Consider the following 24,440-nt stretch of genomic DNA (forward strand, 5'->3'; position numbering starts at 1 on the left):
CCCTACTTGTTTTTGAATTTTAGGCTTGAATTTTTTACATATGTCGATAACACAAGCTTTTTATTCTCTTTTTTTAAAGTTACGGAATTTTTGTCAATATTAGCAATAGTATAATTGTTAATAATGTCATCTTTCCTATACCAATTTCCATTAATCATAGCAGAAGAGTTGATAATTACATTCAGGTTAAAATCATCAATTTGAGCAGTGTTGTCATCTTTTTCGCTAAGCTGTTCTTGTGTTTGGGAAGATTTTGCCGATGATTCTACATGTGTAATTAAAGAGCTACTAGTCTCATTTTTTATTTCAGATTTGTTTTTTTCAAGAAAAACAAAAGGAGATTCAATTGTTAAAATATCTATCCCTTTTCTTGGCGGCTTTATTGCCTCTACTTGTTCATCGACCCATTGCAGTTGTGTTGCACAAAGAATGGTATTACTTAAAATAGCCGCAAGTAATACAATTAACGCTGCTTTCATTAATAAGTTATCCCCCATACCGAGATATTAAGATCTGTATTTAGTGAATCTTGTGCTTTTATGCTTAAGTCATGTATATCAACGACAAGTTCACTCTGCTCTAAAGAATTTATAAACTTAAGTGTATCCAAATAACTGCCCTTAATCTCAAGAGAAATATCTAAAACATGACCAAAAGATGAGTTATTATTTTGTGAATATTTGTTTGCAAAATTAATTATCTTTATATTATTCTTTTTTGCATTAATAGATATTGAATTTAGGTACTCTCCCCATGCTTTTTCATTGTATATTAGATAGGATATCGCTTCTATTTTTTCCTTTATATATCTATTTTTTTCTCGTTGTACTAATATCTCATCTTCATACTGTTTGATTTCTTGCATAAGTTTAGATACAACTGCTTCAGTATTTACTTTTAAGTAAATTTCATCTGCGTTTATTTTTGTCTTAATATCTGCTACATTTTCTTTTGTGCTATTAAATTCATTAAAAGATAAATCATAAAACGGATATGCTAAAAAAAACAGAATTATAGTTACTATCATATACAAGATATAGACATCTTTTTTAGATTTCTCTTTAAAAAAGATATCAATTTTTTGTAGAATCTCTTCTATCATCAGTTTTATTTTCATAATAAATTCATCTTTAATTCTGCAAAATAGAGTTTTTCCGTATCATTATAAAATATTTTATCCACAAAAAAGTGAAATTTACCTTCATATGCAGTAGTGAGATATTTAATAAAGTCTGTAATCTTGTTATCACTAGAAGATACAAGCCCTAAGCTTAACTCTTTATTTGAACTATTATTATCTTTATTTTCAGAATACGATGCAAACTCCAACTTAACGTCATATCTGTTTAAATCTTTTGTCAAATTGTGTAACAAGTCTGCTTTCATAGGATAGTTTACTTTTACGTTATGGATTGCAATAAGAGTATTTCTTTTATTTACAAACTCTTGATCTTCATGAGAGAGTAATTGCGAAATCTTCTCTTTTTGTGCTCTATTTATGTTTATTGTAGCTTCTCTTGTGATTTTTATTTCATGAATATGCCTATACTCTTCGTGTAAGAGCTTATTTTGAAGAGATTGCGTATATGTGAATGCCCAATATGATATAGGGTAGATAAATGCGAGGAGCAGCGAAGCAACTGCAAAGAGTATAATCTTTCCGCTCTCTCTTTTAGTAAACTTGGCAGGACGATGGTAAGAGGTAAAATTACACTCATATCTTTGTGCTTTAGGGATTGTAATATATAAATGCATAAGATAGTGCATATAATCAATATGGATATCTTTTTTGTTTGAAAATCCATAGTTAAAATTGAAACTATTGCTTTTAATACTAAGCTCAACCTCTGCTAGCTCATCTAGTTTGGTTACGCTTGATAGTTCTGTATCTATGTAGAGAGAATCTATCTTCTCTATGTCTAAAGCTCTTTTTACATAAGTTAATATATCGTTTATATTTGCAAATATCTCTTTATAAAGTTTTATTATTGTTTTTTTATATGGACTGCTTGATGTTTTCAAATCATCGTTAGATAGAAAACGGATAAATTCGTTATACTCGATATCTTGCATATATATTTCACAAAATCTTTCATGCATCTGTAATAACGAATAGTTTATGGATTTGGTGTATATAAAATGTTTCTCTTTGTAAATAGCAATAAAAGTATCATCTTCCTGAAAATATACAAAACAATCAACACCTCCATCTGTTAAAATTTCTTTAACATATAGCGACTTTAAAAGTAAAGGAGATGGGATAATATAGTCTATATATTTTATTGTTTCAATTGATTGTTTAAAGATATCATTAATAATCATAGGATCAATTATAAAAATATGAAAGTTTCTATTCTCTTCATCTAGATTATTAAAAGTTTCAATATATTCTATTTTATATATAATCGCTTGATCAAGCCCAAACTCATCATAAGCTTTATTATAAATAGCATCATATAAATCTTCGTTTGGAATATTTCTACTTATAGAAATACTGCTGTTGATAAAGCTTTTTGTATTTAGATAAGAGATTGCATACTGCTCTTTATCATATGTCGGCTCTATAGCTTCGTCCAAAAAATTTGAAACGGCAGTTATATATCTGTTTTTGTATGGATTGATTGAGAGTACGCTAGAGAAAGAGGGATGCTCTTTTTTACCCATATTTATTTACCATATTTAAATTGAACTTTTGACATAGAACAAAAGTTATCATTTTTATAAAATTCAACTCTATATTCACTGTTATTTGCATCAATTGAGAATCTTTCATCAAAATCTTTTAGTTCAATATCTATTCCGCTCTCATCCACTAAATCTTTAGATTTAAAACCTATTATATTAACGCGATAGTTGTCTTTTTTTATAATATTAAAACTATTATTTACAATAATATCGGAAGATTTATTCATAGAGATTTTTTTCCCATCAACAACTACATCAAATTTATCTTCACAAGATTCTTCAATTTTAAAATATTGCGGTTTTAGAGAAGTTACTTTCTCATTGCCTATATATATGTTAAAAATGCCGCTTTCTTGAATAACGCTTCCTAATGGACTGGAGAATTTAAACGTATTGTTACTTGATTTTATCGGAATGAAGCTTAAGAAATTTTTGATGTTAGTCAAATTTAGTGAAATATTATTATTAATATTTAAATTACCGTAATCTTTCAATAAATTATCTATATTTTGCTCATTTAGTTCAAAATTTCTTGAAAAAGATATCTCCATTAAGTTCATAAACTCTTCTATTGCCAAAAGATGATAGAACACTTTTTGAGATAAAGTCGGTAAGTTTTTGCTGCTCTCAATTGCAAATGCAGGTTTATTGTTCGTAACTGCAAAATATGTTAATGAAAGTTGCATTGCTTCATCGTCAAATTTTGTATTTGTATTTTTTACGTCAAAAGTGTGATGCTCTTTTATTAATGTTTTATTTATTCTGTTTTTAATATTAATAGCTATGTTATTTAAATCACCAAAAGGTTGATCTTTGCTTAAAATGCATTGATCTATAACACAAGTTTGACCCCATGCATTAGGGTTAAAAATACTTCCTTTGTCAGTTTTTCTGTAAAATCCATTCCCGTCATGTAGATTTAAAACAAGAGAAATATTTGGTTGAAGAATTATCTTTTTAATTTCATCAACAATGCTTTTATCCCCGTCTTCATCTTTAATCTTGGAAAATTTTCTGTTCATGTCTCCATAAATGCCTCTGTTATTTTTTTGAATACTAGATTGATTCAAATTTGGTACTATCCAGATGTTTTTAGAATTAATTTTATAATTAGACGCTAGTATAGAGGCAGAAAAATATCCTCCCGGCTCATCGCCGTGTATTCCCCCGATTACTAAAAGTGTAGTGTTTGAGTCATTGTTCTCTTTTTTTATTAATTGAACATTTGCGTACACTGATATTAAAGAGATATTAAGAAGAAAAAATATTTTAATGAAAATATGTTTCATATATATCTCTTCTATTTTTCGGTTAGTATTTGAATATGTTTCTTTTTATTCAACTTTACAATCAAAGTTTTATCGCCGTTAAACTCAAATGTATCTGACTTATAAAACTCTTTAAAAGTAATTTGATAGATATCTGAACTACTTGGATAAGGCAAAACATTTATATTGTTAAAAATAATAATTTTTTTCTCAACTTTTTTAAAAATTCTTGTCTTATAGCTTGTGAAATCTTTAATATTCATACCGTCATTTCTAATAAACTCAGGTGCATAAAAACTAAGATATCCCTTTATGTCATCATAAAGCCATGAATATCTCCATGAAAAGAGTTGCGATAAAATAGATACTAAAGCCTCTTTGGAAACAGTTGTTTTAACGGCAGAATCATTGATTATTAGCAGAGTTTTTGATATATCTATATTTTTATCAAGACACTCTATGTTTGAATTATTTATTGCGATACAGCCTCTTGTAAATTCATCTCTAGCCTCTTCAACAGGTAAGCCGTGTATCCAAATTCCTGAACCGTTTTTACCTCTATATGCATCATAAACGTTAGGATATGATGTAACAAAAGCCAAAGGTCCGTAAAACGGGTCTAGTTTTGTCTCTTTAGCGGATAATTTTTTAACAATCTCATATATTCCTATAGGAGTTTTCAAATCTCCCTCTTTTACCTTATCGCCTTTTTGTTTACCGGTAAAAGCACTATATGTTTTTTTGAATTTAAAACTTTTATTTTGGTCTAAAGAGTAGAGTTGCAACGCCGACTCTGATTTATCACATGTTAAAACGTTTGAATATGACTCAATATATCCAAACGTTGTATCTTTGTTTGCCAAGTATTGATTCCAATACTCATCCTTTGACAATTCTAAATCCATCTGTTTTTCAATATCGACAATACCGTTAACTCTATAGCTAGTCAATATATTGCTAGCAAACACATTTAAACTTATCAACACAAGTAGTAGTAATTTCATGAAGTGTAACCTATCTTTTCCAAAAATGATTTATCTTTTGTCCAACCTTTTTTTACAACAACTTGTAAATCAAGATAGACTTTTTTGCCGCTTAGAGTCTCTATTTTCTCTCTGGAATATTTCCCGATTCTTTTTATTGACTCGCCGTTTTTTCCTATTATAATGCCTTTTTGCGACTCTTTTTCAATAATTATAGTTGCAAAAATTTTATCTATATTCGCCTCTTCGTATATTTTATCAATGATAACATCCGACTCGTAAGGAATCTCATCGCTTATGTTTTCAAAAATTCCCTCTCTTATAAATCCTGCATATATATCACGAACAAGTTCGCTGGTTAAATCCTCAGGGTCATAAAGAAACGGCGACTCTGGAAGAAGTTTTGATATTGTCTCAAGCAAATCTTTATGACCCACCTTTTTTGGTACAGCCATCGGTATCAGGGCTTCAAAATTATCCGAAAATTGATTGTAGAGGGCTATTTTTTTAAAAAGCTTATATTGAGATACCTGATCAATTTTGCTTAGTACTATTATATGTTTAATTTTTGAATTATTAAGTTTTAAAAACTTTTCATAATTTTCTACGCTATCGGTAACAGGTGCCAAATAGACTATTAAATCACAATCACCCATAGCTTTTAGTGCCTCATCAAGCATAAATTGGTTTAATACTTTCTCTCTTTCATGTAGTCCGGGAGTGTCAACAAAGATTATTTGCGTATCATTGTGCATTACTATAGCATTTGATCTTTTTCTCGTAGCATTGGCTTTTTGACTTACCATTGCAATATTTTCACCTAAAAGTGAATTCATCAATGTACTTTTACCGGCATTTGGACGACCGATTAAAGATACGAAACCAGCTTTGCTCATATATTTATACCTTGTTTTCTATAGGATGTAGCGAGATAAATCATTATTTTCGACAATTACATCTAACTTTTCATGTACTAGCTTTGCACTTACTATAAACTCTTTATCTGCATAACTGTCTGCCTCAAAGCTTATGTCTTCCAAGACTTTTTCCAGTACGGTATGAAGCCTTCTTGCACCTATATCTTCTGTTATCTCATTTGCTCTGTGAGCTAATTTTGCTATAGCATGTATCGCTTCATCTTCAAAAACCAACTTCATGCCTTCTGCGCCCAAAAGTGCTTCATATTGATTTAAAAGTGAATGTTTTGTTTGAGTAAGTATCTTGTAGAGCGCATCTTCTGTTAAAGATTCAAGTTCAACTCTTAAAGGAAATCTTCCTTGAAGTTCAGGAATCAAATCACTAGGTTTGCATAAATGAAAAGCACCTGCGGCAATAAAGAGAATATGATCTGTATTTATCATGCCATATTTTGTGCTAACACTGCTTCCCTCAACGATAGGAAGCAAGTCTCGTTGAACACCCTCTTTGCTTGGGTCATTTCTGCCTTGTGATTTTTCACTAATGGCAATTTTATCAATTTCATCAAGAAAAATAATTCCGCCGTTTTCTGCTCGTTTTAATGCTTCTACATGTATATTTGCAGAGTCAAGGAGTTTTGAACTAGCTTCTTGTCTTAAGATAGATTTTGCATCTTTAACGCTTAGCTCTTGTTTGTTATCCTCTTTATTCATTTGAGAAAAGACTTTAGAGAACGACTCCTGAACTTTTGCCATTTCAGGAGGAAGATTGGTGTCATTAAACTCTACATGTATCTTTTGAACTTCAAGTTGTATGATTTTATCATCCATTTCGCCCGAGAGAACTCTATTTTCCATAGCTTCTAAAAGTCTTTGATAATCATCTTTTTTACTCTCACTAGCACCTACCGGAAGTGGAGGAAGAAGTTTTTCTACTATTTTGTTTAAGACGTAGTTGTCTATCTTCTCTTTATTTTCTTCCTCTTTTTCGGTTTTAACTATAGCAATGGAAGCAACAACCAAATCTCTAATCATAGATTCGACATCTCGTCCGACAAACCCTACTTCCGTATATTTGCTAGCTTCAACTTTGATAAAAGGAACTTTCATCATTTTTGCCAAACGTCTTGAAATTTCTGTTTTTCCAACGCCAGTAGAACCAATCATAAGAATATTTTTTGGCATAATATCTTCTTGAAGTTCAGCACTTAGCTGCATTCTTCTGTATCTTGTTCTAAGAGCGATGGCAATAGTTTTTTTAGCATTATGTTGTGAAATAACATACTTATCTAAATATTCAACAATCTCTTTTGGTGTTAAATTCACTTACTATCTCCATCTAATATAAGAGTTTTTATGTTGTGGTTTGTGTATATGCATAAGTCTGCAGCGATACTTAAGCTCTCTCGTACCAGTGCTTCTTCGTCTAAAGAGGCATGTTTCTTGAGCGCACGTGCGGCAGAAATGGCAAAATTCCCGCCGCTTCCGATAGATGCTATTTCGCCGTCTTCCGGTTCAACGACATCTCCGTTTCCAGTTAAGATAAAAATATGATCGTTGTTTAATACTATCATCATAGCTTCAAGACGGCGGAGTACTTTGTCTTTTCTCCAAGCTTTAGAGAATTCGACAACAGATTTTAAAATATCACCTTTTTTAGCTTCTAAAAAATCCTCAAACATATCAAAAAGATTAAAAGCATCTGCGGTACTGCCTGCAAAACCTGCTAAGATTTTACCGTTGTACAGGGTGCGAATTTTTGTAGCATTGCCCTTTAATACACTATTTCCAAAGGTAACTTGTCCGTCACCGCCTATTACGGCTCTGTTTTTACCTTTGTATGCAAGTATTGTCGTAGCGTCAAACATTTTATTTGTCTCCTTGAATTGGAAGTAATTCCACTTCAATTCCTCTCACTGAAGCTACGCCTATCGGCGAGATAAAATATCTCATATTTACTATTCTCCTTGTACATCCACATGTAATGTAGCATGGATTGCATGTCCTAGCTTGAGGTCTAAGTCATGTTCACCGACAGTTTTAATAGATAATTTATCCGTAATGTGTTTTTTATCTATTTCAATATTATGCTGTTCCAAAAGGGCATGAGCTACTTCATCTTTTGTAATTGAGCCAAAAAGATGACCGTTTTGACCAAGTTTTTTAGTTATGATAATTTCAGCTTTGTCGAGTTTAACCGCAAGTTCTTTCAAAGATGATATTTCGGAAGCTAAATTTTCTTGCGCAATTTTTTCTTCCTCTTTATGCTGAGCCAAAATTTCAGTAGTTGCATGTTTTGCAAAACCTTTTTTAATCAGAAAATTTTGACCGTAACCGTCTTTTACCTCTTTTACTTCTCCCGCTTTACCGAGAGTTTTTACATCTTTAATTAATAATACTTTCATAAGTATGCTCCTTATCTTTCTATTTTGCCGCCGTAAGAGACGATACCGTGAGACAGATTGCCGATTTTTGAATATCCCATATCTGTTAAAATTCTAGCACAATGTGCGCTTCTGCTTCCTACATGACAATAGACGATAATATTTTCATCTTTATTTAATTTTGCATCATCAAGTGCAGCAAAAAAACTGCTTGTAGGAACAAGTTTGTCCGCACCTTTTATATGTCCCATCTGCCACTCCATGTGCTCACGAACATCAACTAGTTTAAACTCTACCATTCCAAGTTCTCTTGCTTCAAGAAGTGATGTTAACTCATCAGCATCAAGCTCTCTTTGACTTAACAATACATTTGCTTCATCTTTTGTTAAACCGCGAGAGTGTGTATGAACAACTTCTTCCATACCCATCTCTACTCTTTTGTTTGCAGCGTACTCAGGAGTACAGTAAATTCCGCAGTGACATACGCCGTCTTGCAGTAGTTCTTTTTCGATTGCAGGTTTGCATGGGCAGATTCTATCGTCAACGCTTTTTGCTTTTCCGTCAACACTCTCAACCATAAAACATGGACAAAAACGTTTACCGTACATAATCTTGTTTCTTGCAAGACCCATTTGTACACCTTCGTTTACCTCTTCTTGTGGATTATAAACCCAGTTAAACTGTTGCAGTACTTTATCGGTAAATTTAATCGTTTTTTCTAACTCATCTTGAAATTCGTCGGAATTTATATCTATCTTAATTATGCTCATTGTTTATCCTTAAGTGTCTATTTGTTTCTTTTTTTACCTGCGATAATTCTTCTAAGTGCATTAAGACGGATAAAGCCTTCTGCATCTTTTTGATTATAAACTTCATCTTCTTCAAATGTCGAGTGTGCTTCTGAATACAGTGACATGTCAGATTCTCTGCCGACCACTTCAACATTGCCCTTGTAAAGTTTCAGTTTAACTGTTCCTTGAACATACTTCTGTGTTGTATCGATAGCAGCTTGAAGCATTTCACGCTCCGGAGTAAACCAAAAACCGTTATATATAAGTTTTGCGTAACGAGGCATTAACTCATCTTTTAAATGAGCTTCTTCTCTATCAAGAGTGATAGACTCGATAGCACGATGAGCTTTTAGCATAATTGTTCCGCCGGGAGTCTCATAGCATCCGCGAGCTTTCATACCTACAAATCTATTCTCGACTATATCCGTTCTTCCTATACCATGCTTGTTTCCGTATTCATTAAGAGTTCTAAGAAGTGTAGCAGGTGACATCTCTTTGCCGTTGATTGAAATAGGGTCACCGTTTTTGTATCCGATGGTAATGTACTCTTTTTCATCAGGAGCATTTTCAGGTGATGTAGTCCACAGCCACATAGACTCTTCAGGCTCATTCATAGGGTTTTCTAAATGAAGCCCTTCATAAGATATATGAAGCAGGTTGGCATCCATAGAATAGGGACTTACGGTTGGATTACCGTTTTTGTCAACATGCTTTGCATCTATTTTTATTCCATGCTCTCTTGCATAAGAGAGTAATTTTTCTCTTGAGTTTAAATCCCACTCTCTCCATGGAGCAATTACTGTAACATCCGGTTTTAGACCTAGATAACCGAGTTCAAATCTTACTTGATCGTTTCCTTTGCCGGTCGCTCCGTGAGATACCGCATCAGCACCCATTTTATTTGCTATTTCTATCTGTTTTTTTGCTATAAGCGGTCTTGCTATTGAAGTTCCTAGCAGATATTCACCCTCATATATCGTATTTGCTCTAAACATAGGGAAAACATAATCTTTTACAAACTCTTCTTGTACGTCAAGAATAAAAATATTTTCCGGTTTGATTCCATTGTCAAGCGCTTTTTGACGTGCCGGCTCTACCTCTTCACCTTGACCTAAATCAGCAGTAAAAGTAATAACTTCTGCTTTATATTCTTCTTGTAGCCACTTTAAAATAACACTTGTATCAAGTCCGCCTGAGTATGCTAAAACTACTTTTTTAACCTCTTTTTTCATAATAAAAACCCTTGTGAGAAAAATAATTATCGCGAGTTTACTACAAAATATATTAAATAACGGTTAGTGTGATGATTTTAAATGAGTATAAAAAAGAGGGTAAAAAGGGTTTCGTTACAGTTCAAAAGGGTTTTTTATTACCCTTTTGAATCAAATAAGATACCTGTAACTTCTTGCATTTTAGGAAGAAAATCTGCAGCTTGTTCAGCCGGAAACCTTCTAATTATTTTGCTTGTCTCAGACTCTATAACAGATACAAAAAAGACATCTTGCTGATCAACTCCAAACTTTATGTTTGTGTTCATAGGAGCTAAAGCCTTATTTAGACTCTCTACCAAATCCTTTACTTGCTCTTTTGAGTTAATTTTTTCAGAACTATTAGAACTCTCTTTTTGTATCTCTTTAACAACGTCTATCTGCTTTGGTTGTTCGACTCTTGCATGAGACTCAACTCCTCTGCTTTCTTGTAAACTAACTTGAGATTGCTGCATTTTTGCAACATTTGCTATGCCATCCATGACCTACTCCTTCTTCCACAGAATATTACTAGACACCAAATCGACAATAAAAAAAATAACTTTAATTAAATAAGTAAAAATTGTTTTTTTTGATTTTTTTATTCTTAATTATGATAATCTTGCGTTTATGAATAAGTATATAGAGTTATTAAAGTCAGAACCGATACTAAAAAAGTTATCTACAATACAGTTAATATCATATTTCGGTGCATGGTTCAGCAATGTAGCCATATATACACTACTTTTGGATATGAAAGTTTCTGCCGAGGTCGTTGCGTTTACTGCTATGATACATTTTCTCTCAGGAATACTTCAAGCTCCTATTTCAGGCTCAATTATCGATAGCATGAAGCCAAAAATAGTTATGCTTGTTTTAATTTCAATCGAAATATTTGCAACACTTTTTTTGATTTTTATAAATGATATTTCAGATTTATGGATGTTATATAGTTTGATTTTTATAAAGATGGCAGCAGCTAGTTTTTACTTTACGACAGAGATGTCGCTTCTGCCTAAACTTCTTAAAGGAGAGAAACTTCAAAGAGCAAACGAACTTCACTCGATAATATGGTCATTTTCATATACATTAGGAATGGCATTAAGCGGATTTGTAGTTTTTTTATTAGGAATAAAGATTGCATTTATACTTGATGCATTAATGTTTGTTTTTGGTTTTTATCTGCTTTATAAGGTAGATATTGAGGTTGAGTTCATTAAAAGTAAAGAGAGTTTGATTCAAATGATGAGAGACACTTTTAGATACTTAAAAAAATCTCCGCATGCTCTTCATCTGATGTTTGTTCATGCATTTGTTGGGTTAACAGCATTTGATGCACTGGTCGCTCTAATGGTTGATAAATATTATGCTTCAATATTGGCGACATCTTTAGCTATCGGACTTTTACATGCATCAAGAGCAGTAGGACTTGTAATAGGACCGATAATTCTTGGCAAATGGATTAACAATAAAAGAGTTGTTTCTCTATTTATTTTTCAGGCATTGGCAATTTGGCTGTGGGCTTTTGTTATGAAAAATTTCTACATGTCTATTTTTGCCAGTATAGTAGTAGGTTTTTTTACGACAACACTATGGTCTTACAGTTATACTCTTTTGCAAAAAAATATAGAACAAAAATATTATGGCAGAATTGTTGCTTATAACGATATGCTCTTTTTAAGCTCTGCCGCATTTACCTCATTTATGATTGGTTTTTTTGCTGTTAGAGACTACTCTTTGGAGTTTATAACGGCTTTGATAGGGCTTGGTTTTCTTGTGGGTGCGCTCTATTTTAGATGGATAATAAAAACTCAAAATATAAAGACGTAACATGATATCATTTGCATTAATCGGCGGAATTCTTTTAAATATCGGTGCATATTTGACCTTTAGAGGCAAGATATACGAAGCTGTGATAGTCTATTTGTTTGCAGATTTATGCTGGATAATAATGGCATATCAAAGAGATGATTTTTGGGGAACTATCTCCATAATAATAGGCGTTGTTTTTGGATTTTTAGCATTTGTAAAGATGAGAAGAGGGGATATGAATAAGAGTTTAAATAAAAAGGATAACAACTAGATGGCATCGGGAATTTTTTTACTGCTTGATGATATTGCAATGCTTGCCGATGATGTTGCAGTTGCAAGTAAAATGGCTACTCAAAAAACTGCTGCTATACTTGGAGACGATTTGGCGGTAAATGCTCAGAAGGCAACGGGATTTGATCAATCAAGAGAGTTAGCTGTTATCTGGGCTATAACAAAAGGTTCGCTTAAAAACAAAGCAATAATTTTGCCTATAGCATTTATTTTAAGTGCAATTGCTCCGACTTTAATTACTTATATCTTGATATTTGGCGGATTGTTTCTTCTTTATGAGGGTAGTGAAAAGATAGAAGAGTATCTTTTTCATAAAGAGGTTCATGAGAAAAACGAGGAGCTTTTAAACTCCACAAAAGAGACTATTTTGGAGATAGAGAAGCAGAAGATAAAATCGGCAATCTTAACCGACTTTATACTCTCTATTGAGATAGTAGTAATTGCTCTTGCTGCCGTTGCTACTAAGCCGTTTGCGGTTCAAGTATCATCTACGGTTTTTGTTGCGGTAATAGCTACATTCGGTGTTTACGGCTTAGTTGCTTTGATAGTTAGAATGGATAATGTCGGGTTTTGGCTAATAGATAAAGAGCATATAAAAAGCGGCAATTTTCTTATAAGCGCTATGCCTAAGCTAATTAAAACATTGGCATTTGTCGGCACATTTGCGATGATACTAGTAGGCGGTGGAATTCTTGCTCACAATATAGAGTTTTTTCATCACTACTTTATAACGGGTATTCCTTCCATAATTAATGATTTGATAGTAGGCGTAGTTATAGGAATTGTTGTATTGTTAATAGTAAGGATATTTAAGAGACAAGTGTAAAATTTAACAAAAAATTAACATTTAACTTGTATAATAAGTTAATGTTATATGTTAAGGTTTGAAATTATGGATAAACTTGATAAGCCTTCTGTTTTGGTAATTGACGACACGCCGGATATTCTTAGTCTGATTATGGAGCTATTGAAGGGAAAATATGCTCTTAAGCTTGCGAATTCTCCAAAGAAAGCACTTGATTTACTTCAAAACAAACCTAAGATAGACCTGATACTTCTTGATATCATGATGCCTGAAATAGATGGGTATGAGATGTGTAAAATTATAAAAAACAACCCTCTTTATATCAATACGCCGATAATATTTTTAACCGCTCTTGAAAAAACATCAGATATCGTCAAAGGTTTTGAGTGCGGGGCGGTTGACTATATTACAAAACCTTTTATTCCTGAAGTTTTAAAAGCTAGAGTAAAGACACATGTAGAATTAAAACTGCTTCATGATAATATTATCAATGATTTGGAAGCAAAAGAGGAGATGCTTTTTAGACAAAGTAGAATGACCACACTCGGTGAGATGTTTGAAAATGTTACTCATCAGTGGAAACAGCCTCTCTCCGTAATTAATATGAGTTGCTCAATTCAAAAGATAAATTATGATCTCGGCGAGTTTAATATAGATGAAGTGATAGAGACTTTGGATACCGTTATTTCAGAGACAGAGTATCTTTCACAAACAATTGATGATTTTAGAGATTTTGCAAGAAACGATGCTGAAAAAGAGATATTTGATATACGAGATATCTTTACTCATGCAGTGGAAATTTTATCTTACAGATTTAATAAAATATCTATAGAGATTTATAATGAGATAGATAGTTTTAAGTATCGCTCATATAAAAACTATATAATCCAAATAGTTATAAATATTTTAAATAATGCTCTTGATGCTATGAAAAAAAATAGCGATAACATGTGGATAAGAGCAGAATCGATTATAAAAGAGAGTGAGATAATAATAAAAATTTGCGACAGCGGCGGCGGCATACATATAGATGACATAGACTCTGTTTTTGAAAAATATGTAACCACTAAAGAAAAAACAGAAGATTCCGGAATCGGTTTGTACATGTGCCGCCAAATTGCAGAGAAAAAACTTTGCGGGAAGATAAGTGCTTATAATAGTCCAGAAGGTGCTTGTTTTGAGCTTTTGCTCCCTATTTTTAAAGAGGATTAAATAAAATGTTAGAAAACATTAAAGAAAAAGAGTTGCAAAAGACTATCTTGGTCGTAGATGATACGGCTGACAATCTCTCTTTGATTTTAGATTTATTAAAAGATAAATATAGGGTAAGAGTAGCAAACAGCGGTAAAAAAGCTCTAAACTATCTTGAGATTTCAGAAGTGCCTGACCTTATTTTGCTAGATATCATGATGCCTGAGCTTAGCGGTTATGATGTTATTAAACTGTTAAAACAAAATAAGAAGACAAAAGATATTCCTGTTATATTTTTAACTGCTATGCGAGATATGCAAGATGAGCAAAAAGGTCTAGAACTTGGAGCGGCAGATTATATTACCAAACCTATTTCAGCTTCTATTATGCTCTCAAGAATTAAAACTCAAATAGAAAACAAGAGCGCAAAAGATTTTCTAAGAGATAAAAACTTATATCTGGAAGAAGAGGTTGAAAAAAGAACAAGAGAGATATCGATTGTTCAAGAGGTTACCGTTTTAACATTGGCTTCACTCGCAGAGACAAGAGATACGGATACGGGAAATCATATTAAACGAACACAGCACTACATAACGATTCTTGCAAAAGCGTTAAAAAATCATCCTAGATTTAGTGATTATTTGAGCGATGATATGATTGAGATGCTTTATCGCTGCGCTCCTCTTCATGATATTGGGAAGGTAGGTATTGCCGATAATATTCTGCTAAAACCCGGAAAGTTTAGCGAAGAAGAGTTTGAGATAATGAAAAAACATACAACTTTGGGTAAGGAAGCTATAGAGCATGCGGAGCATGAGGTTGGGGTAGAGGTTGAGTTTTTAAAAATTGCAAAAGAGATAGCACACAGTCATCATGAAAATTTTGATGGGAGTGGTTATCCGCTTGGTTTAAAAGCGGATGATATTCCTATTTCTGCGAGACTTATGGCACTTGCAGACGTATATGACGCTCTTATAAGCCGCAGGGTATATAAAGAGGCGATTCCACATGTAAAAGCTTTTGAAATAATACAGAGTGAAAAATCAGTAAAATTTGACCATGATATTGTAGATGCATTTGTAGCGCATCAATATGATTTTTTAGCAATTTCTAAAAAATATGAAGATGATGCAAATGCTATAAAAAATAAACAAAATAAGATAGATAGCATACTTTACAACTCTCAAAAGTAGGATTTATGAAATTAGGATTTTTTATAGTTTTTGCTTTTTTTATAACTTTTAATACTCTCTTTGCATCGGAATTTAGAGACTCTTTAACAAACGAGGAGAGAGAGTGGTTGCATAAGCATCCAATAGTAAAACATACCGGAAATCCTGATTATCTTCCTTATGAAGCGTTTGACAGCTATGGCAATCACTCAGGAATGGTAGCGGATTATTTGAATCTAATAGAGAAAAAACTCAATATTAAAATCCAAAGAGTACCATCTCTTTCTTGGTCTGATGCAATTAATAGGACAAAAAAAGAAGAAGTTGATATGTTGTCTGATTATACCAATGATGAGCAGTTTAAAAAGACGCATATAAGTACAAAAAGTTATATACAAAGCCCTGTGATCGTAGTAAAACAAAAAATGGATTTTCAGCCGTTTATCTCCAATCTATCGGAGTTAAATGAGGAAAAAATTGCTATAGGTAAAAAGTATGCCTTTTTAGAACCTATTTTTCAAAAGTATCCGAATTTAAACTATATAGAGGTAAATACGATAGAAGATGTTCTTAAAGGTGTCTCTTTGGGAGAGTATAGTGCCGCCTTGACGACTCTTAATATTACAACTTATGCAATATCAAAACATGGACTACGAAATTTACAAATTGTCGGAAAATCAGAATTTGATATGCATCTTGGATTTGTAGTAAAAAAAGAGTATGAATATTTTGCTACGATTTTAGATAAAACATTAGACTCTATTACTTATGAAGAGCATCAAAAAATATTAAACAGATGGACAAAAGTAGAGTTGAAAAACGCTATAGATTATAGATATATTATTTTATCTATATTGGTAATAGCTTTTTTACTTGTACTCTTTTTTTACAGAAACTATGAATTAAAAAGAGAGATTGCAAAAAATACATCTAGCCTCTCTAAACTTTTAAAAGCATTTGATGAAAACGTAATAGCATCAAAGAGTGATTTAGACGGTAATATAACTTATGCGAGTAAGGCATTTTATAAAATAAGCGGATATCAAGAAAAAGATATCTTAGGTCAAAATCGCCGAATAATAAAACATCCGGATAACGATAAGAACTTATATGAAAATTTGTGGCAAACTATAACGAGCGGCAAAATCTGGCACGGCACAATAAAAAATCGCAAAAAAAACGGCGGATATTACTGGGCAGATAGCGTTATAGAGCAGGATTATGATGAAGAGGGCAATATAGTCGGTTATGTATCTATAGCGCATAATATTACTGCAAATGTCGAACTTCAAGAATTTAGCGCAAATTTAGAAGAGATTGTAAAGAGAAGAACAGAGGAACTTTTTGCGTTAAACTCTCAGCAAAAAGCAATATTCGATTCTGCTACCATAGGTATTATTATGTTTCAAGATAGAGTTATGAAGCAGATAAATAACGAAGCATGTAAAATGTTTGGGTACTCTGAAGAGGAGCTTATTGATAACACTACAAGAGTTCTTTGTGAAAATGATATATCCTATGCAAAAATTGTCAAGCAGTATGAAATTGTTAAAACCGGAGAGATTGCTACATGGAAGCAGAAAATCGTCAGAAAAGACAAAACGGTTTTTATGGCAAAAATTCATTTAAAAGCAAAAGACCCTGATGACCTCTCAAAAGGCGTTGTAGCTACCATAGATGATATTACTTTAGAACAAAAAGCTTTGCAAGATATCAAAGATGCAAAAAAGATGGCAGAGGATACCACAAAAGCAAAAAGCGAGTTTTTGGCAAATATGAGTCATGAGATAAGAACCCCGATGAATGCTATAATCGGGATGTCATATCTGGCTCTTGGCACGGATTTAGACAAACAGCAAAGAGGATATATACAAAAGATTGAAAATGCATCAAAAAATCTTCTTCTAATTATTAATGATATTTTAGATTTTTCAAAAATTGAAGCTCACAGTATGACTTTAGAACATAAGGAGTTTTATCTTGAGAATTTTTTTGAAAATATAATGGATATTTTTGTATTTAAAATGCAGCAAAAAAAGCTTCAGCTTTTTTTTAATATCGATAAAAATACTCCTTCTGTTCTTGTGGGTGACTCTTTGAGGCTATCTCAAATTTTAATCAATCTTGTAGGCAATGCAATTAAGTTTACCGATAAGGGTGATATTATTATAAGCGTAAAAGTAGTGCAGATGGTAGAAGACAGCATACAGCTTAGATTTGAAGTAAAAGATAGCGGTATCGGGCTCTCAAGCGAACAGATTGAAAAACTCTTTATCCCTTTTCATCAAGCAGACGGCTCTACTACAAGAACATACGGCGGTACTGGACTAGGTCTTTCGATATGCAAAAGTTTGGTAGAGTTGATGGATGGAAGCATAGGCGTAGAGAGTGAGCTTGGCAAAGGGAGTGCTTTTTATTTTGATGTTAAATTAGGATTTGAAGAGAACAACAGACATGCTATGGATGAAAGTAGATCAAAAGAACTTCTTACTCCATCAAACATTAATATAGCAAAATCAATAGGCGGAGCGATTGTACTTGTGGTTGATGACAACCATCAAAATCAGGAGATTACAAAAGAGCTTCTTGAAAAAGTCGGTGTCAAGGCAGATATCGCTTCAAACGGAGCCGAGGCTTTGGAGAAAATCAAAGAGCGAGAGTATGACGCCGTGCTTATGGATTGTCAGATGCCTGTTATGGACGGTTACGAAGCGACTAAGATTTTAAGAGAAGATGAGAGGTTTAAAGAGATACCTATCCTTGCTATGACTGCAAACAGTATGCAAAGCGACAAAGAGCACTGTTTTTTTGTCGGTATGAATGATGTGATAACAAAACCAGTTGATATTAAAAACTTTTACGGAGTTTTATTGGAGTGGGTAAAACCTAAAAACCCTGCATCAAAGTTTGAGCAAAAGGTACAAAAATACTCACATGTAGAACTTGATAAATTAGAGATAGAGGGGATGGATATACAAAAGGCACTGCTTAGAGTTCAAGGAGACGATGAGATACTTTTTAACATGTTAAAGAGATTTTCAAACTCACAAAAAGATACGATACAAATAGCGGTTAAAGATTTAAAAACAGGCAATGTTGAGGATGCAACAAGAGAGATACATACTTTAAAAGGGCTATGCGGCAACTTAGAAGCCCAGTATCTATATACAAAACTCCAAACGCTTGAGCATGAGTTAAAGTCCTCAAATCAAAACATAGATTTAATTAACTTTATGATTTTAGATATTGATGAAAAGTTAAAAAAACTAATCACCGCTATAAATGAAAATCTTAAAATATTTGAGCATAGTTCAAAAATAGAGGATGAGAAGCATATAGAGAATAAATTTGATATAAAAGAGGTTGAGGTCGAACTTTTTGAGTTAGGCGAACTTTTTAAAAATCTTGATTCCGATGCGCTTGAATCAGCTCAAAAGTTGGTTAAGAAATTAACCAATCACGTCTCAAAAGATAAACTTGACTACATGTTAGAAGCGACGTTAAATTTTGATTTTGAAGAGGCGCAGAGATACTTACAAGAGATGTATAAAGAATTAAAAAATGAGGAGAGTTAAATAATATGCCAAAAGAAAAATTTTTAGCGCTTGAGAAAAAAGTTAAAAACTTAACTCTTTTATACGTAGAAGATAATAAAGGCTTGCAAGAACAAGCGGGAAAAGTATTTAAAAAGATTTTTAAAAATGTAATAAGTGCCGACAACGGGGAAGATGCTTTAGAGCTTTTTGAAGAGCATCAACCGGAAATTGTTATAACAGATATAAATATGGGTAAATTAAACGGTCTTGAACTCTCAAAAGAGATAAAAAAGATTGACCCGTTTGTAAAGATAATTATTACGTCTGCATTTGATGATAAAGATTATCTATTTGAAGCGATTGATGCAAATATTAGCAAGTATCTAAAAAAGCCAATAACCATAAGCGAACTTACAAATGCTATTACAAAAGTAGTTAACGAAATAGAGTTTGAGAGAAATAGAAATCTTTTTCAACACTACATAAAAGATGTATTTCAACACCAAGAAACTATGCTGATTTTATTAAAAGATGAGAACATACTGATAGTAAATAAAAAGTGTCTGGAGTTCTTTTCGCAAAAATCACTTGATAGTTTTAGGGATGTTTTTTTAAATTTTGATAAACTTATCTTAAAGCACAATAACTTTTTATATAACCATGATGATATCGACTGGCTGGAAAGTGCTAAGTGCAGCAACGGAAAACTCTTTAATGTCAAAATGGCCGATAAAGAGGGCAACAGCAGACATTTTATATTAAAAGCCTATAAAATTCCGGATAAAGAGGAGACATATATACTCTCTTTTGATGATATAACGGATTTGAATCTGCTCGTTATTTACGATAAAGAAGCGATGAAACAAGAGAAGCAGGAGAGTCAGAAAAAGATAATATACGGAGTTTTGGAGATTGTAAAAAGAAATAATTCTAATATAAAAATATATAATTCATATAAGGGATTGAACATTTCAAATATAGGAATTTTGGGAGAAATCACTGAAGATGATATTGTAATACAAGCGCCATACATGCAGTTAAGAGCAATCAAGATAAATAACTCGTTGGTTATAGAATCAGAACTTTTTCCAACAGCAGTACTGTGTGATGTAAAAAAGGTAGATTTCGAGAACTCACAGGTTATTATAAAAAACTATAAATTTATAGATTCTATGCCATCCGAACAGGAGTTTACTAGAGTAGAACCCGAAGAAAACCATAAAATTTCGCTCTTTTTTGAAGGTCATAAAATACATGCCGACGTTAAAATTTTAGATGTAAGCGTAGGCGGAGTAAAAATTACTATGTCTCTTCTTCCTGCAGGTTTTAAGGTAGAGGATGATTTAGTTGTAGATATGGTATTTACGATGGGTGCAAAACCTCTTATAATAAATACAAAAGCAAAAGTGAAAAAGCTGATTGAAGGAAAAAAAGAATTTGTGGTTATTTTGTTATTTGACAATGATACTAAAATAAAAAAGCTTTTAACGGAGTATGTTGCAAATAGACAGATGGCTCTTATTCGAGAGTTTAAAAAATTAGCACAAGAGCTTTAGGAAAGATATTTTGAAATTAAAAAATAGAGTTTTTGCACTTTTGTTTGTTATTTTGTCACTTTTGCTACTTTGTGTCCATGCTTTTTTTAATTATGAGTTTCATAACTCTCAAGAAGAGCATTTTAAAGAGCTATCAAAATCATTACATAAATTATTTGAGAGTAGGTTAGAAGAGAAGCAAAAAGTTTTAAATTTTGCATTAGAACAGATGTTAAATATTGAACATTTGCCCAAAGCAGTTTTTGAAAAAGATTATAAAAAAATCGACTCTATCGTAGAACCTTATTATAAAAGCTTAAAGACATTAAACTGCAATATATCTATTTTAACATTTAGAGATAAAGAAAATATAACACTCTATCGAGCCCATAAACCAGAGTTCTTTGGCGATGCGTTAAATGAAAAAAGAGAAATAATTTTAGATACAAACAATTTCAAGCAATCATTTAGCGGTTTTGAGGTAGGAAATCTGGAAATCACATACCGTATTACAAAACCAATATTTTACGAAAACGAGTACGCAGGAAGTGTTGAAATAGGGTTAGACCCAAAGAGTATTTTAAGCGCTTTAGATACTATTTTTAAAACTGATATCAAAGTAGCGGCAAAAAACTCGTATTTAAATGTTATGCTAAATAAATCGGCGGTTTATATAGGAGATAGACATTTCTTACATAATGGAAATGAAGCTTTGGAAGAGTATTTTTTAAATAAAGATAAAAATTTAGATAGTTATAAAGTTGACACGAGTTTAGTTTTAAAAAACCATCAGTTAGATAAGATAGGTTTTCTTGTAGTCGGCTTTGATTTTAAAGAGAACGCTAGGCAAAACAGAGAATTTATGAACAAACTTTTCATAGCCGTTACTCTATTTATAGCTATTTTTATAATAATTTTGTTTTTTGTTTATAAATATTTTAAAAAATATAGTTATAGCGGGTATTTGAAAGATTTGACAGATACGGATATTTTGAATTACAAATTGCTAAAAAAAGAGAATTTTGTTCCATATTTTCAGCCTATAGTCGATAGAAACGGTAGAATTGTAAAATATGAAGCATTGATGAGAATAGTTAATATACAAAATAATAAGGAGAAAATTTTATTACCGTATGAGTTTTTAGAAAAATCTATTAAAAATGATTTATACATAGATATTTTGAAAGATATGGTAAAAAAGAGTTTAAATTTTTTCTCAAGTAGAGAAGAAAAAATATCTATAAATTTTTTGCCTGATGATCTTTTTAACCTTATTATCATGGATGAGCTTACAGAGAGTCTAAAAAGATTCGACTCTCCTAACCGAGTTGTGGTAGAGATAAGTGAAAAACAGTGTATAGATAATTTTTCAAAGTTACTCAAAATCGTAAAAAATTTAAGAGAAATCGGGGTGTTAATATCAATTGATAATTTTGACGGCACTTATGCAGACAACGTACACATTTTAGTTATAAAGCCTGATTTTATAAAGATTGAAAGTACTCTTATAGAAAAAGTATCCGGTAGTGCAAGTTTAAAAAATACGCTACGTAATATCATAGGATTTGCCAAAGAGTCAGGTATTAAAACAGTAGCAGAGTCTGTAGAGGATGAAGAGACGTTCAAACTTCTAAAAGAGTATGGCGTTGATGAGTTTCAAGGGTATTATTTTGGATATCCTATAGATTTAATCAATAAAGTTTAGATTTTAGATTAAATCTGTCGTAGTATATATCAAGCATCTCTTTTAATATTTTATCCTCAAGCTCGCTCTTCTCTTTTATGCCGAATTTTTTTATATACTCAGATGGGAGTATCGATTTTTCGTAAGATGGATATTTGAGATACTCAAACATTGCATTTTTTATTCGCTCTTTCGTGCTGTATTTGAGTGTGTATTTTTTCATTATGATATTAAATCTAAAATCATCGCCATGACATGTAAGACAGTTTTTTTCAAATTCAGAGCTGCCCAAAAGAGTGCATAGTATTAAAAAAAGAGATACGCTTTTTACCATGTAAGAGTTACCTTTGTTCCTTTGTCTAGTTGTGACTCTATATCTATTTTAATGGCGTACTCATCTGCAATTGATTTTATAATACTGTAACCTATCCCAAACCCGCCTTGCGTTTTATCAAATCGACGATATCTTTCATATATGCTCTCTATCTCTTTTTTGCTCATCCCTTTGCCCTCATCCTCTATGCTAAGAAGTGAGTCATCTAAAATAATCGTGATAGTTGTTGATTTTTTTGTATATTTTATAGCGTTTGAGAGTATGTTGTCGATTAGTCGCTCCATCTTTTGTTTGTCTGCAAAAAAGTAAACACTCTCTTTTACATGTAGAATAAAGTTTAACTCTTTTTGATTTGCCATATTTGCAAAATAGTTTACTCTTTGCGTTAAAATCTCGCATAGGTTTAAATCTTCATTTTGAATTGACGTTTTATGATTTAAAAGCAGATAGACTAAATCTTCATAAATATTTGAGATGCTCATTGAAGCAATCTTTATACGCTGTAGTTTTCTTAAACTTTTTTCATCGCAGTTTGAAGAGTCTATAGTCTCTATGTTTGTAAGTATTGCGGTAATGGGAGTATTTAGCTCATGAGTCGTATCTTTTATGAAGTTATCCAAAAGTTTTATATTGTCTCTTAGTGGTTTTAAAACAAGGTTTACAAGAAAATATGAGGTAATTATAGTAATAATTATAACTATGATTGCCAGATAGATTAACCCACTTAAAATATCTACTTTTTTTGTCTCTTTTTCTATGACTATGTAAGCCGCTCCCAAATAATAAGGCGTTAGAGACGATATAAGATAGGATTTGGACTCTTTTTTAAAAAACTCTTTTTCAAAATTTTTTATTTTAATGTCCATTGTTGAGAAAATAAGGTTTTTATCAAGATCGTAAATCGCACTTTTAAAATTTTCAAATCTGGGATATTCAAATCTTTGTGCACTCTCTTCATGTAGTATAGATAGTCTCTCTTTTAGCTCAAGAGTGTATTTTTTTAAAATATTTTTTTCACTATCTGCAAGCTCTTCTTGTTTATAAAAGTAGTAACTTGTAAATAGGGTCGCAATTAGAAGCAGGGTAGAGCTTAAGTAGAGCACAAGAACATAAATAATCGTCTTTTTTTCACCGCTATACAAGTCTGTAACCTATCTTTTTTATGCTTATAATATGCTCTTTGCCTACATGCTTTCGCAGATTTTTTATGTATGTTCTAAGACTCATATAGCTGTGTGTTTCATTGAACTGCCAGACATTTTGATATATCTCTTCAAAGCTTACGCACTCATCTTTATGCTTTAAGAGCAGTTTTAAAAGCAGATGCTCTTTTTGGTTTAGGGCTATTTTTTGATTATCTTTAATTAACTCATTTGTATATATGTTAAAGTCAATATCTTTTGTAACTTTTATAATCTGATTTTGGGCTTTATACTCTCTTTTTAAAAGAGCATTTACTCTAAAGAGCAGCTCCTTTAGGGCAAAGGGTTTTTTGATGTAATCATCAGCGCCACTGTTGTAGCCTTGCGATAAATCATCCATGCCGTTTAGCGAGGTTATAAATATAGCGGGAGTTGTGATTTTTGCTTCTCTTAACTCTTGAAGAAGTCTAAAGCCGTTTAACTTCGGCACGTTTACATCAAGTAGCAACATATCAAAATTAGAGTCATAAATATACTCCAAAGCCTCATCGCCGCTATATGCACAAACCACATCAAAGCCTTCTTCTATAAGGTACTCTTCAACGGTTTGAGAGAGGTTTATATCATCTTCTAAGTAGAGTATTTTCATAAAAAATTATATCC

Annotated in this window: 23 protein-coding genes; 8 read left to right on the forward strand and 15 right to left on the reverse strand. The window is 32.1% G+C overall.

Going from position 1 to position 24,440, the window contains the following annotated elements; all coding sequences use genetic code 11:
- Positions 1-2: 2 nt before the first annotated feature.
- From A2530_RS02085 to A2530_RS02140, 12 genes are all read right to left on the reverse strand, one after another.
- Complete coding sequence (locus A2530_RS02085; RefSeq protein WP_294884375.1) at positions 3-479, reverse strand: hypothetical protein; 477 nt, start codon at positions 477-479, stop codon at positions 3-5.
- Positions 479-1,117 carry a type 4a pilus biogenesis protein PilO gene (gene pilO, locus A2530_RS02090; protein WP_294884374.1) on the reverse strand — a complete coding sequence of 213 codons (639 nt, stop codon included), beginning with the start codon at positions 1,115-1,117 and terminating at the stop codon, positions 479-481. Before pilO ends, A2530_RS02085 begins: the two co-directional genes overlap by 1 nt.
- Positions 1,114-2,664, reverse strand: a complete 1,551-nt coding sequence (locus A2530_RS02095; RefSeq protein WP_294884373.1) for a hypothetical protein — start codon at positions 2,662-2,664, stop codon at positions 1,114-1,116. Before A2530_RS02095 ends, pilO begins: the two co-directional genes overlap by 4 nt.
- A gap of 2 nt (positions 2,665-2,666) precedes the next feature.
- Entirely contained in the window at positions 2,667-3,974 is a 1,308-nt protein-coding gene (locus tag A2530_RS02100) for a M99 family carboxypeptidase catalytic domain-containing protein (protein WP_294884372.1), read from the reverse strand.
- Between the two features lie 11 nt (positions 3,975-3,985).
- The gene (locus tag A2530_RS02105; protein ID WP_294884371.1) at positions 3,986-4,957 is read right to left on the reverse strand and encodes a L,D-transpeptidase family protein; all 972 of its coding nucleotides are present in this window, start codon (positions 4,955-4,957) and stop codon (positions 3,986-3,988) included.
- Complete coding sequence (gene era, locus A2530_RS02110) at positions 4,954-5,832, reverse strand: GTPase Era (RefSeq protein ID WP_294884370.1); 879 nt, start codon at positions 5,830-5,832, stop codon at positions 4,954-4,956. Before era ends, A2530_RS02105 begins: the two co-directional genes overlap by 4 nt.
- 18 nt (positions 5,833-5,850) lie before the next feature.
- On the reverse strand, positions 5,851-7,179 hold the full coding sequence (gene hslU, locus A2530_RS02115; RefSeq protein ID WP_294884369.1) for an HslU--HslV peptidase ATPase subunit: 1,329 nt from the start codon (positions 7,177-7,179) through the stop codon (positions 5,851-5,853).
- Positions 7,176-7,721 (reverse strand): ATP-dependent protease subunit HslV, encoded by a 546-nt coding sequence (hslV, locus tag A2530_RS02120; RefSeq protein WP_294884367.1) that lies wholly within the window; start codon positions 7,719-7,721, stop codon positions 7,176-7,178. Before hslV ends, hslU begins: the two co-directional genes overlap by 4 nt.
- Positions 7,722-7,811: 90 nt before the next feature.
- The gene (rplI, locus tag A2530_RS02125; protein ID WP_294884365.1) at positions 7,812-8,258 is read right to left on the reverse strand and encodes a 50S ribosomal protein L9; all 447 of its coding nucleotides are present in this window, start codon (positions 8,256-8,258) and stop codon (positions 7,812-7,814) included.
- 11 nt (positions 8,259-8,269) lie between these two features.
- Complete coding sequence (locus A2530_RS02130; protein ID WP_294884363.1) at positions 8,270-9,007, reverse strand: ferredoxin-thioredoxin reductase catalytic domain-containing protein; 738 nt, start codon at positions 9,005-9,007, stop codon at positions 8,270-8,272.
- 17 nt (positions 9,008-9,024) lie between these two features.
- Positions 9,025-10,263 (reverse strand): argininosuccinate synthase, encoded by a 1,239-nt coding sequence (locus tag A2530_RS02135; RefSeq protein ID WP_294884622.1) that lies wholly within the window; start codon positions 10,261-10,263, stop codon positions 9,025-9,027.
- Between the two features lie 134 nt (positions 10,264-10,397).
- Positions 10,398-10,778, reverse strand: a complete 381-nt coding sequence (locus A2530_RS02140) for a flagellar protein FlaG (protein WP_294884361.1) — start codon at positions 10,776-10,778, stop codon at positions 10,398-10,400.
- A gap of 127 nt (positions 10,779-10,905) precedes the next feature.
- Between A2530_RS02140 and A2530_RS02145 the strand changes: the two genes are divergently transcribed.
- The 8 genes from A2530_RS02145 (at position 10,906) to A2530_RS02180 (ending at position 22,322) form a co-directional block, all read left to right on the forward strand.
- A complete protein-coding gene (locus tag A2530_RS02145) occupies positions 10,906-12,105 on the forward strand; it encodes an MFS transporter (protein ID WP_294884359.1) in 1,200 nt (399 codons plus the stop codon).
- A 1-nt stretch (position 12,106) separates the two neighbouring features.
- The gene (locus A2530_RS02150) at positions 12,107-12,358 is read left to right on the forward strand and encodes a hypothetical protein (protein ID WP_294884357.1); all 252 of its coding nucleotides are present in this window, start codon (positions 12,107-12,109) and stop codon (positions 12,356-12,358) included.
- Positions 12,359-13,204: a DUF808 domain-containing protein gene (locus A2530_RS02155; RefSeq protein WP_294884355.1), complete on the forward strand. Its 846-nt coding sequence runs from the start codon at positions 12,359-12,361 to the stop codon at positions 13,202-13,204.
- Positions 13,205-13,270: 66 nt separating this feature from the next.
- On the forward strand, positions 13,271-14,395 hold the full coding sequence (locus tag A2530_RS02160; protein WP_294884353.1) for a hybrid sensor histidine kinase/response regulator: 1,125 nt from the start codon (positions 13,271-13,273) through the stop codon (positions 14,393-14,395).
- Between the two features lie 5 nt (positions 14,396-14,400).
- Positions 14,401-15,567, forward strand: coding sequence for an HD domain-containing phosphohydrolase (locus A2530_RS02165; RefSeq protein ID WP_294884351.1), 1,167 nt, complete (start codon positions 14,401-14,403; stop codon positions 15,565-15,567).
- A gap of 5 nt (positions 15,568-15,572) precedes the next feature.
- Positions 15,573-19,121 carry a transporter substrate-binding domain-containing protein gene (locus tag A2530_RS02170; RefSeq protein ID WP_294884349.1) on the forward strand — a complete coding sequence of 1,183 codons (3,549 nt, stop codon included), beginning with the start codon at positions 15,573-15,575 and terminating at the stop codon, positions 19,119-19,121.
- Between the two features lie 5 nt (positions 19,122-19,126).
- On the forward strand, positions 19,127-20,638 hold the full coding sequence (locus tag A2530_RS02175; protein WP_294884347.1) for a response regulator: 1,512 nt from the start codon (positions 19,127-19,129) through the stop codon (positions 20,636-20,638).
- 10 nt (positions 20,639-20,648) lie between these two features.
- Positions 20,649-22,322, forward strand: coding sequence for an EAL domain-containing protein (locus tag A2530_RS02180; RefSeq protein ID WP_294884345.1), 1,674 nt, complete (start codon positions 20,649-20,651; stop codon positions 22,320-22,322).
- Here the strand turns inward: A2530_RS02180 and A2530_RS02185 are convergent.
- Genes A2530_RS02185 through A2530_RS02195 form a run of 3 tightly spaced genes read right to left on the reverse strand, consistent with a single transcriptional unit; the run spans position 22,309 to position 24,426 of the window.
- The gene (locus A2530_RS02185; protein WP_294884343.1) at positions 22,309-22,635 is read right to left on the reverse strand and encodes a hypothetical protein; all 327 of its coding nucleotides are present in this window, start codon (positions 22,633-22,635) and stop codon (positions 22,309-22,311) included. The genes A2530_RS02180 and A2530_RS02185 overlap by 14 nt on opposite strands.
- Complete coding sequence (locus tag A2530_RS02190) at positions 22,629-23,777, reverse strand: HAMP domain-containing sensor histidine kinase (RefSeq protein WP_294884341.1); 1,149 nt, start codon at positions 23,775-23,777, stop codon at positions 22,629-22,631. The genes A2530_RS02185 and A2530_RS02190 overlap by 7 nt, the downstream gene beginning before the upstream one ends.
- Positions 23,770-24,426, reverse strand: a complete 657-nt coding sequence (locus tag A2530_RS02195) for a response regulator transcription factor (protein ID WP_294884338.1) — start codon at positions 24,424-24,426, stop codon at positions 23,770-23,772. Before A2530_RS02195 ends, A2530_RS02190 begins: the two co-directional genes overlap by 8 nt.
- Positions 24,427-24,440 lie beyond the last annotated feature (14 nt).

It is taken from the genome of Sulfurimonas sp. RIFOXYD2_FULL_34_21 (assembly GCF_001830805.1).
Taxonomy (GTDB): domain Bacteria; phylum Campylobacterota; class Campylobacteria; order Campylobacterales; family Sulfurimonadaceae; genus Sulfurimonas.

What these genes read in the sequence shown, in the direction of transcription:
- A2530_RS02195 (WP_294884338.1), bottom strand. Translation starts at nt 24,426, where the DNA reads ATGAAAATACTCTACTTAGAAGATGATATAAACCTCTCTCAAACCGTT.
- A2530_RS02165 (WP_294884351.1), top strand. Translation starts at nt 14,401, where the DNA reads ATGTTAGAAAACATTAAAGAAAAAGAGTTGCAAAAGACTATCTTGGTC.
- A2530_RS02095 (WP_294884373.1), bottom strand. Translation starts at nt 2,664, where the DNA reads ATGGGTAAAAAAGAGCATCCCTCTTTCTCTAGCGTACTCTCAATCAAT.
- A2530_RS02175 (WP_294884347.1), top strand. Translation starts at nt 19,127, where the DNA reads ATGCCAAAAGAAAAATTTTTAGCGCTTGAGAAAAAAGTTAAAAACTTA.
- rplI (WP_294884365.1), bottom strand. Translation starts at nt 8,258, where the DNA reads ATGAAAGTATTATTAATTAAAGATGTAAAAACTCTCGGTAAAGCGGGA.
- A2530_RS02100 (WP_294884372.1), bottom strand. Translation starts at nt 3,974, where the DNA reads ATGAAACATATTTTCATTAAAATATTTTTTCTTCTTAATATCTCTTTA.
- A2530_RS02145 (WP_294884359.1), top strand. Translation starts at nt 10,906, where the DNA reads ATGAATAAGTATATAGAGTTATTAAAGTCAGAACCGATACTAAAAAAG.
- pilO (WP_294884374.1), bottom strand. Translation starts at nt 1,117, where the DNA reads ATGAAAATAAAACTGATGATAGAAGAGATTCTACAAAAAATTGATATC.
- A2530_RS02170 (WP_294884349.1), top strand. Translation starts at nt 15,573, where the DNA reads ATGAAATTAGGATTTTTTATAGTTTTTGCTTTTTTTATAACTTTTAAT.
- hslV (WP_294884367.1), bottom strand. Translation starts at nt 7,721, where the DNA reads ATGTTTGACGCTACGACAATACTTGCATACAAAGGTAAAAACAGAGCC.
- A2530_RS02185 (WP_294884343.1), bottom strand. Translation starts at nt 22,635, where the DNA reads ATGGTAAAAAGCGTATCTCTTTTTTTAATACTATGCACTCTTTTGGGC.
- A2530_RS02160 (WP_294884353.1), top strand. Translation starts at nt 13,271, where the DNA reads ATGGATAAACTTGATAAGCCTTCTGTTTTGGTAATTGACGACACGCCG.
- A2530_RS02155 (WP_294884355.1), top strand. Translation starts at nt 12,359, where the DNA reads ATGGCATCGGGAATTTTTTTACTGCTTGATGATATTGCAATGCTTGCC.
- era (WP_294884370.1), bottom strand. Translation starts at nt 5,832, where the DNA reads ATGAGCAAAGCTGGTTTCGTATCTTTAATCGGTCGTCCAAATGCCGGT.
- A2530_RS02140 (WP_294884361.1), bottom strand. Translation starts at nt 10,778, where the DNA reads ATGGATGGCATAGCAAATGTTGCAAAAATGCAGCAATCTCAAGTTAGT.
- A2530_RS02085 (WP_294884375.1), bottom strand. Translation starts at nt 479, where the DNA reads ATGAAAGCAGCGTTAATTGTATTACTTGCGGCTATTTTAAGTAATACC.
- A2530_RS02150 (WP_294884357.1), top strand. Translation starts at nt 12,107, where the DNA reads ATGATATCATTTGCATTAATCGGCGGAATTCTTTTAAATATCGGTGCA.
- A2530_RS02105 (WP_294884371.1), bottom strand. Translation starts at nt 4,957, where the DNA reads ATGAAATTACTACTACTTGTGTTGATAAGTTTAAATGTGTTTGCTAGC.
- A2530_RS02130 (WP_294884363.1), bottom strand. Translation starts at nt 9,007, where the DNA reads ATGAGCATAATTAAGATAGATATAAATTCCGACGAATTTCAAGATGAG.